Genomic DNA, 7,524 nt, shown 5'->3' with positions numbered 1-7,524 from the left:
GCGCTCGCGCCCGAGCAGCGCCATCACGTCGAAGATGCCCGGCCCGATCTTCTTTCCCGAGAGCGCGTAGCGCGCCACGTTGATGACGTCGCCCGCCTTCACTCCCAGCTCCTCGGCGATGGAGCGCACCGGGGGCTCCAGCCCCGCCACCGTGAACGACTCGAACGTGGCCAGCACGCCCTCCAGCTTCCCTAGAATGGCGGCGGCGGACGGGCGGCCCGCCATGGCTTTGAGGATCTCCGGCGTCAGCTGGATCTCCGCATGCAGCAGGAAGTCGGCGTACTCCGGAAACTGCGTGGTGAGCTTGAGCCGCTCTCCGAGGGAATCCACGATGCGCCCGAGCCACGCCTCGCGCTCCACGCTCTCCCCCGCCTGCCACAGGCCCTGCTCCAGCAGGTGCGCGCGCACCAGCGCGGTGCGCTCCGGCAGCGGCAGCGCCTTCATGTACTCGCCGTTCATCCAGTACAGCTTGTCCATGTTGAAGATGGACGGGCTCTTGTTGACGCGGTCGAAGTCGAATTTCTCCACCAGCTCCGAGGGGCCGAAGATCTCCTGCGTGCCGTCCCAGGCCCAGCCCAGCAGCGCCAGGAAATTGCGCATCGCCTCCGGCAGGTAGCCCAGCTTGCCGTAGTCGCCCACCGCCACGGCCCCGTGGCGCTTGCTCAGCTTCACCCCGTCGGCGCCCAGGATCATCGGCAGATGCCCGAAGCGCGGCTCGGGGCAGCCCAGCGCGCGGTACATCATGATCTGCCGGGGGGTGTTGGACACGTGGTCGTCGCCGCGCACCACGTGGCTGATGCGCATCGCCGCGTCGTCCACCACGCAGGCGAAGTTGTACACCGGCAGGCCGTTGCTGCGGTAGATGATGAAGTCGTCGAAGTTCGCGTTGTCGAACTCCAGGCGGCCCTTGATCAGGTCGTCCCAGCCGCTCTCCCCCGGCTCGGTCACGAAGCGCAGGGCGCGCGGGCGGCCTTCGGCCGCGCGCGCCCTGCGCTGCTCCGCGGTGAGGTTCATGCAGGTGCGGTCGTAGCGGTAGGGGCGCTTCTCCGCCTCGGCCTGCTTGCGCTTCGCGGCCACCTCCTCGGGCGTGCAGTCGCACCAGTAGGCCCGCCCCATGGCCACCAGGCGCTCGGCCTCGGCGCGGTACGTCTCGCGCCGCTCGGACTGGAAGTACGGGCCGCACCCTCCGCCCACCTGCGGGCCCTCGTCCCAGGTCAGCCCCAGCCACTCCATGCCCTCCAGGATGGCGCGCACCGACTCGAGGTTGGAGCGCTCGGCGTCGGTATCCTCCACGCGCAGGATGAACGCCCCGCCGTGGTGGCGCGCGAACAGCCAGTTGAACAGCGCGGTGCGCGCGCCGCCGACGTGGAGGTAGCCGGTGGGGCTGGGGGCGAATCGGACACGGACTTCGGGCATGCGGAGACTCCTCGGAGCGGGCGGGTGGGACGACGGGTGAAGCGGAAAGGATACGGCCCGCCCCCGCGCGCGTCAAACGCGGGGACGGGCCGCAATCACCGGCGGAGCATGGATCGGGGGCGGGGCGCCCCCCGGAGCCCTACTTCACCATCAGGATCTTCCGCGTCAGCGCCTCGCTGCCCACGGTCAGCCGGTAGAAGTACACCCCGGACGCCACGCGCGAACCGGACTGGTCGCTGCCGTCCCAGTCCACGCTGTAGGTGCCCGGCGCCTTCGCCCCGTCCGCCAGCGTGCGCAGCACCCGGCCGGCCACGTCGTGCACCGTGAGGCGCACCCGGCCGGCGGCGGCGCCCTTCGCACCCGCGGGCACCTGGAACCGGATGGCCGTGGTGCCGCGGAACGGGTTGGGTGTGTTCTGGAACAGGGCCACGCGGGCCGGCAGGAAGCGCTCGGGCAGCTGGCGGACCAGCGGCCCGGTGAGCGCCTCGCGCTGGCCGTTCACCAGGGTCTCCAGGATGTACGCGTACACGTGGCCGCCGCGCACGTCGCCGTCCAGGTAGGCCGGGTGGCCGTCGGCGTCGGTGATGGGCGTGTCGTTCACCTTCACGAAGTCCACCGGGATGGTCGAGAGCGCAGCCGCCTGGGGCGAAGCGTCCGGCACCTCGCCGGCCGCGGCCTCCTCGCGCCGGTAGACGTTCCACGACAGCCGGCCGCCGGCCGCGGGAGGCGTCTCCCAGGCGAGGCGGATGCCCTCGGCGCCGGCCGAAGCCTCCAGCATCACGCCTTCCACCGCGGTGATGATGTTCGGATTGAGATAATAGCCGGTGTGCTGGTCGTCGTGCCGGAACATGGGCCACGGGGCGCGCGCGCGGTTGAAGCCACCGGGGTAGTCCCACACGTACACGTTCTTGTCCCAGCTGGGCAGGATGATGTTCGACTGGCCGGTGTTGGTCAGGTCCCACGCCGCGGGCGTGCCGCGGATCTCGCCGCCCACGCGGATCGGGAAGCCCGCCAGCACGGTGCCGTCGTGGTTGAACCCGTAGAAGAACGCGTCCTCCGCCCCCTGCAGGATCTCCATCTGGGTGTCGCCGTCGATGTCGGCCACGATCGGCGATGTCTCCGCCGTGCCGGCGAACGCCGCGTAGGCCGCCGCGTAGCGCACGCTGGTCCAGCCGGGCAGGTTGGCCCCGTTGCGGTCCAGCACGCGGATGTAGCCGTTGGTGGTGGCCTCGACCACGTCCAGGTAGCCGTCGCCGTTCACGTCCGCCAGCGCCGGGGACGGGCTGCGGCTGGTGCCGCTGAGCGTCATCGCCACCGCCCAGCCGGGCTTGGTGGTGCCGGAATCGGAGACGCAGTAGAGGAAGTTGGAATTGGAGGGGAACACCACCTCGTTGTGCCCGTCGAGGTCCAGGTCGGCCACCGCGGCGGAACCGGTGACTGGCGCTCCGACACTGATGGGCCAGCCCCGGCACTCGGTGCCGTTGTACTTGACGGCGTGCATCTTGGCGTCGCTGCTGCCGATGATGATGTCCAGCCGCCCGTCGCGGTCCAGGTCGGCCAGCGCCACGGAGCCGTAGGTGTACGACGCCCCGGTGAGCACCTTGATCGGGCCGCTGGTGGAGACGTTGCCGTCGCCGTTGAAGACCTCGGTCCCGTTGGGGTGCCACGCGTAGACGTAGCCTCCGCAGGCCACCACGACCTCGGGCTTGCCGTCGCCGTCAATGTCTCCGATGGCGGGCGAGCCGAACGGGAAGCCGCCCAGCAACCGGTGTGGCCAGCCCGGCTTCACGTTGCCGTCCTCGTCCCACACGATCACGTTGCTGGAGTCCTGGGTCAGCCCCACGATGCAGAACTTGCCGTCCTGGAACAGGTCGGCGACGGTGATCGAAGCCGGATAGCCGAACCCCCGCGGGAGCCACACGCCCGAGGTGAGCGGCAGGCCGTCGCCGTCCCGGAGCTCGGTGCCGTCGGGGTGCCAGGCGTAGATGGCGTCGGAGCCGATGAAGACATCCAGCTGGCCGCTGGGCTGGTGCGTGAAATTCACCAGCACCGGTGAGCCCGCCATTTCCTTGGTGGTCGGGATCGGCCACCCGTTGTGGTAGGGCGGGTTGGTGCTGGCGCTCACCACGCTGGACGCCACCCCCTCGTTGCCGCCCGAGTCCGCGGCGGTGACGTAGTAGTAGTAGGGCGTGAGCGGCGCCAGGCCGGAGTCGTTGTAGTACGAGCTGCGGGTGGTGATGCGCGGGTTCACCCGCGCGTAGGGCCCGCCGGATGCGGTGGAACGGTAGAGGTAGTAGCCCGCCACCGTGGTGGAGTCGGGCGAGGCGGTCCAGGTGAGCGCGATGGAGCTGTGCGAGCCGAGCGCGGCCAGGTTCCCGATCGCACCGGGCGCCTTGAGGTCGAAGTTGAACGTGTCGGCCTCGCCGTTGGCGTCGGTCAGGAACAGGTAGAAGCGGCTCAGCGCCGTGGCCTGGCCCTGGAAGCGGAACTCCTTCGTGCCGATCCAGCTCGCGCCCGGCGCCAGGTTCCCGTAGGAGGACACCGAGTCCAGCGGCGTGAAGCCGCCGGCCACCGGGCGCACCGTGCCGGTGAGCCCGCGGAACGCACCGCTGCCCAGGTTGCGCAGCGTGATCTTGAGCAGCGTGTAGTGCGTCGGACCGGAAACCGAGTCCACCCAGGTGTGCGCGTAGTGCTCGGGCACCGGGGCGGACACGGGCAGCGTGAAGTAGTCGTCCCGCGAGTCGCCGGCCAGGTCGGTGAGGTGCAGCGAGAAGGGGACCTTGAGGCCGTCGCGGAGCCCGCGCGAGAAGCTGACCGCGTAGGCGCCGGTGCCGGGCGCGCTGGAGTGCGCGCCGATACTCCCGTAGCCCACCGTGTTCGACGTGACCGTCACTCCCGGCTGCGCGGTGGACAGCGTGCCCACCACCCCGTTGGCCACGCCGCTCCCGTTGTTGCCCACCGTGATCCCCAGCTGGACGCTCTCACCGGCGTCCGCCAGGCCGTTGCTGTTCCCGCTCTCGGGCGGGGTGGTGCCGTCGGAGACCGACTTGCTGCCGGAGTAGTCGTAGAGATAGGCGCTGCCGCGTCCCACTACCGTTGCGGTGCCCATGTAGGGCAGGTGGTTGCGCTTGGTGGCGGTGACGTTGAACGAGCCGGTGTTGTCGGGCTGGAACGGCAGGGTGACCTGGCCCGCGGCGTCCGTGTAGCCGGCCTGCAGGTCGTCCCCCGGCTTCTGGACGCACACCAGCACGCTTTCGGCGGGCGAACCGCCGGAGGTGACACTGACCGTGTAGCCCGGGTCGCCCATCACGAAGCTGGCCGGGGCCGTCACGCTCAGCGTGCTCGCCGGGCGCAGCCGCAGCCGCAGCGACGGGTCGCCCAGCATGATGAATGCGAACTGCGTCCAGCGGTCGGGGTTGTCCGACTCGGTGACGGCCACGAAGGGCAGCTTACACAGCGCCATCGCCTCGCCGATCTCGCCGGTGCTGTCGCTGTTCACCAGGCCCACGAAGTTGTCCAGATAGGCCTTGCTCACCGCCGGGAACGCCTCGCGCGTGGAGCCCCAGAAGGCGAAGGCGCCACCCGAGGGGGCGGTGACCGAGGCCGCGCCGATGCAGTCGAAATCAATGGCCCCGGAGGTGCAGTCGATCGAGATCAGGAACGAGTAGCGCGGACCGTTGGTGAGCGCGCGCAGGTCTCCGTTGACCAGCGAACCGGCCCCCACCGACATGGTGTTGCGGAACCCGTGGCCCACGTGCAGCACGAAGTTGTAGCCCGCGTTGAGCGAGTCGATCACCGCCTGGCGGGTCTCGTAGATGCTGCCCGGGTAGTTGATCGGGTCGTTGTTCTCATACAGCTTCACGATCTGGTTGTAGGCGGGCAGCGAGTCGGCCACGCTCTCCGACAGCACCGCGCCGTCGTAGAGGATCCCGGCGCCGGGGGTGTAGTCCGAGGGAAACAGCACCTCGGAGAACAGCAGCGCCTTGTTCAGGTACGCCTGCGGCGGGTTCCGGTCGTAGGTGAGCGTCTTGTTCACGAAGATCGTGGCCTCGGTCGAGTTGAGGATCGGCGCGCGGCCGACGTACACCTCGGGGTAGAAGTCCACGCTGTCGCCGGGAGCCAGCGAATCGAAGTACGCCTCGCCAAAGACCGAGTTCGAGTTGTAGTTCCAGTTGCCGTCCAGGTTGCCGTAGTACATGTCGGCGGGCACCGGCGCGTCCTGCAGCAGCTGGCTGTAGGCGTAGCGCGGCGGCACGATCTGGCCGGTGCCGCCGATCAGGGCCCACTGGGTTCCCTGGTAGCGGTACGCGTCCTTAAGGTACAGGCGGATCTTCTCGGGCAGGTCCACCCCCTGCGGGTACTGCGCCTGGACTTGGGACAGGGTCACGATGGCGGAACTGACGCCCTGGCGGGTCTTCCAGTCCGCCAGCGGCTGGAAGGCGGGCACCAGCGAGTCGGCGGTCACGATCACGTAGGCGGCCTCGCGGCCGAAGGGTCCGGGGTACTCGCCCGCCGCCATCGGGAAGAGCCCGCCACGCGCGGGGCGCGCGTTGGGCCGGGGCGTGTAGGGCAGTCCCAGGGAGCCCAGTGCGCGTGCCACCGCCTGCTCGGTGCGCTCGGTGCGCCGGACCCGCTCCAGGGGCCGGGCCGCGGCATTCTCTTCGTAGTTCACGATCAGGCGGAAGCGCGTGATGAGCCGGATGCGGCCCTCGTTCGGGAGGTATTGCACCGGGCGCACGGCCACGGTGGCGAGCGAGTGACCCTGCAGCGCGCCCCGCTGGAGCCGGTCATAGGGCACCCCCGGGAACCACCCGGCTTCGTCCGGCGCGATGGCCGCGGCGGCGCTCGCGACGCCGGCGACCTTCCGGCCCTCCCCGGTGATCCACGCATCCATCTTCGCCAGCTTGGCCCGCGCGGGCACATCGATGACCTCGAGCGGGATCACCTTCCACGAGGTGACCCGGGCGCCCGCGGGCACTTCCACGGTGATGCAGCCGGTGGGCAGCTCGGGCTCGCCGGGGAGCGCGCGGTTGGGAGCCCCGCGTAGCGCCACGTGCGCCTCGCCGTCCTTCTCCCACACCTTCAGGTCGCGGAGCATGAAGCGCGTCTCGCGCGAGACCGTGCCCGACGCCAGCGCGGGTGCCGAGGCAACCGCGAGCAGCACGAGCATGGCGAGCAGCGGGGACGATTTCTGGAAGGCGTGGGTGATGCGCGTCATGAAGTCTCTCCTGTCCGGGTGCAACCCCGCGCAGCGATCTGGTTCGAGAGCCAGGAAAAGACGGCTGGAAGTCCCCCGTCGATTCGACGGCTGGGGGCCGCGGGCCCGGGACGTTTCTTGTAGGAGGCATGAAACAGCAGTGCAGGCTCCTGTCGGCGATCCCGCCCACGGAGCGAACCCACACGAAAAAATATAACATCAAATGCCGGAAATGTCAATGTTTATTGACTTTGCGGGCGGCTGCCCATACCCTCCCGGGCATGCAGACCACCCCGTCCGGCCCCAAGTCCGCGCGGCAGGAGCTTTTCGAAATACTGCTCGAGCGGTCCCTTTTGAGGGGCGATTTTGTGCTGGCCTCGGGTCGGCGGTCCTCGTTCTACCTGGACGTCCGGCGCACCAGCCTCCACCCCCGGGGCTCGTGGCTGATCTCCCGCCTCCTCTTGGATGCCATCCGGCCCACGGAGGCGCGCGCAACCGGCGGTCTGACCCTGGGAGCCGACCCGCTGGCGTGCGCCCTGGCCGCGCTCTCCAGCGAGTGGGGCCACCCGCTGCCGGCCTTCCTGGTCCGGAAGAAGGTGAAAGAGCACGGAACCGGGGCGCGCGTCGAGGGCGGGCTGGAGCCGGGCACGCCGGTGGCACTCCTGGAGGACGTGGTCACCAGCGGCGGCTCGGCGCTGGAGGCGGCCGAGGCGGTGCGCGAGCTGGGTTGCCCCATCGTGGGGGTGTGGGCCGTGGTGGACCGCGAACAGGGCGGACGGGAGGCGCTGGTGGCCGCCGGGCTGCCGCTGCAGGCGCTGTTCACGGCGCGGGAGCTGCTGGCCGCCGCGGGGGTCCAGCCGTGAGCGGGGACGTGCGCGGCGAGGTGCGCGAGACGTGCGAGCGCTGCGGCG

General features: G+C 70.1%; 3 protein-coding genes. 1 reads left to right on the top strand and 2 read right to left on the bottom strand.

Annotation, left to right across the window (positions count from 1 at the left end):
* Nucleotides 1-1,416: glutamate--tRNA ligase (locus HZB25_12460; protein MBI5838042.1), on the bottom strand; the 1,416-nt coding region annotated here is incomplete at its 3' end.
* 139 nt (nucleotides 1,417-1,555) lie between these two features.
* Nucleotides 1,556-6,634 carry a VCBS repeat-containing protein gene (locus HZB25_12455; GenBank protein ID MBI5838041.1) on the bottom strand — a complete coding sequence of 1,693 codons (5,079 nt, stop codon included), beginning with the start codon at nucleotides 6,632-6,634 and terminating at the stop codon, nucleotides 1,556-1,558.
* Nucleotides 6,635-6,894: 260 nt separating this feature from the next.
* Here HZB25_12455 and pyrE point away from each other — a divergent pair, with 260 nt between their 5' ends.
* Nucleotides 6,895-7,476, top strand: a complete 582-nt coding sequence (gene pyrE, locus HZB25_12450; protein MBI5838040.1) for an orotate phosphoribosyltransferase — start codon at nucleotides 6,895-6,897, stop codon at nucleotides 7,474-7,476.
* Nucleotides 7,477-7,524 lie beyond the last annotated feature (48 nt).

It is taken from the genome of Candidatus Eisenbacteria bacterium, from assembly GCA_016235265.1.
Taxonomy (GTDB): Bacteria; Eisenbacteria; RBG-16-71-46; order RBG-16-71-46; family JACRLI01; genus JACRLI01.
Note: the sequence above shows the minus strand (reverse complement) of the source record. Positions and strands in the feature narration are given on the sequence as shown.

What these genes read in the sequence shown, in the direction of transcription:
- pyrE (MBI5838040.1), top strand. Translation starts at nt 6,895, where the DNA reads ATGCAGACCACCCCGTCCGGCCCCAAGTCCGCGCGGCAGGAGCTTTTC.
- HZB25_12455 (MBI5838041.1), bottom strand. Translation starts at nt 6,634, where the DNA reads ATGACGCGCATCACCCACGCCTTCCAGAAATCGTCCCCGCTGCTCGCC.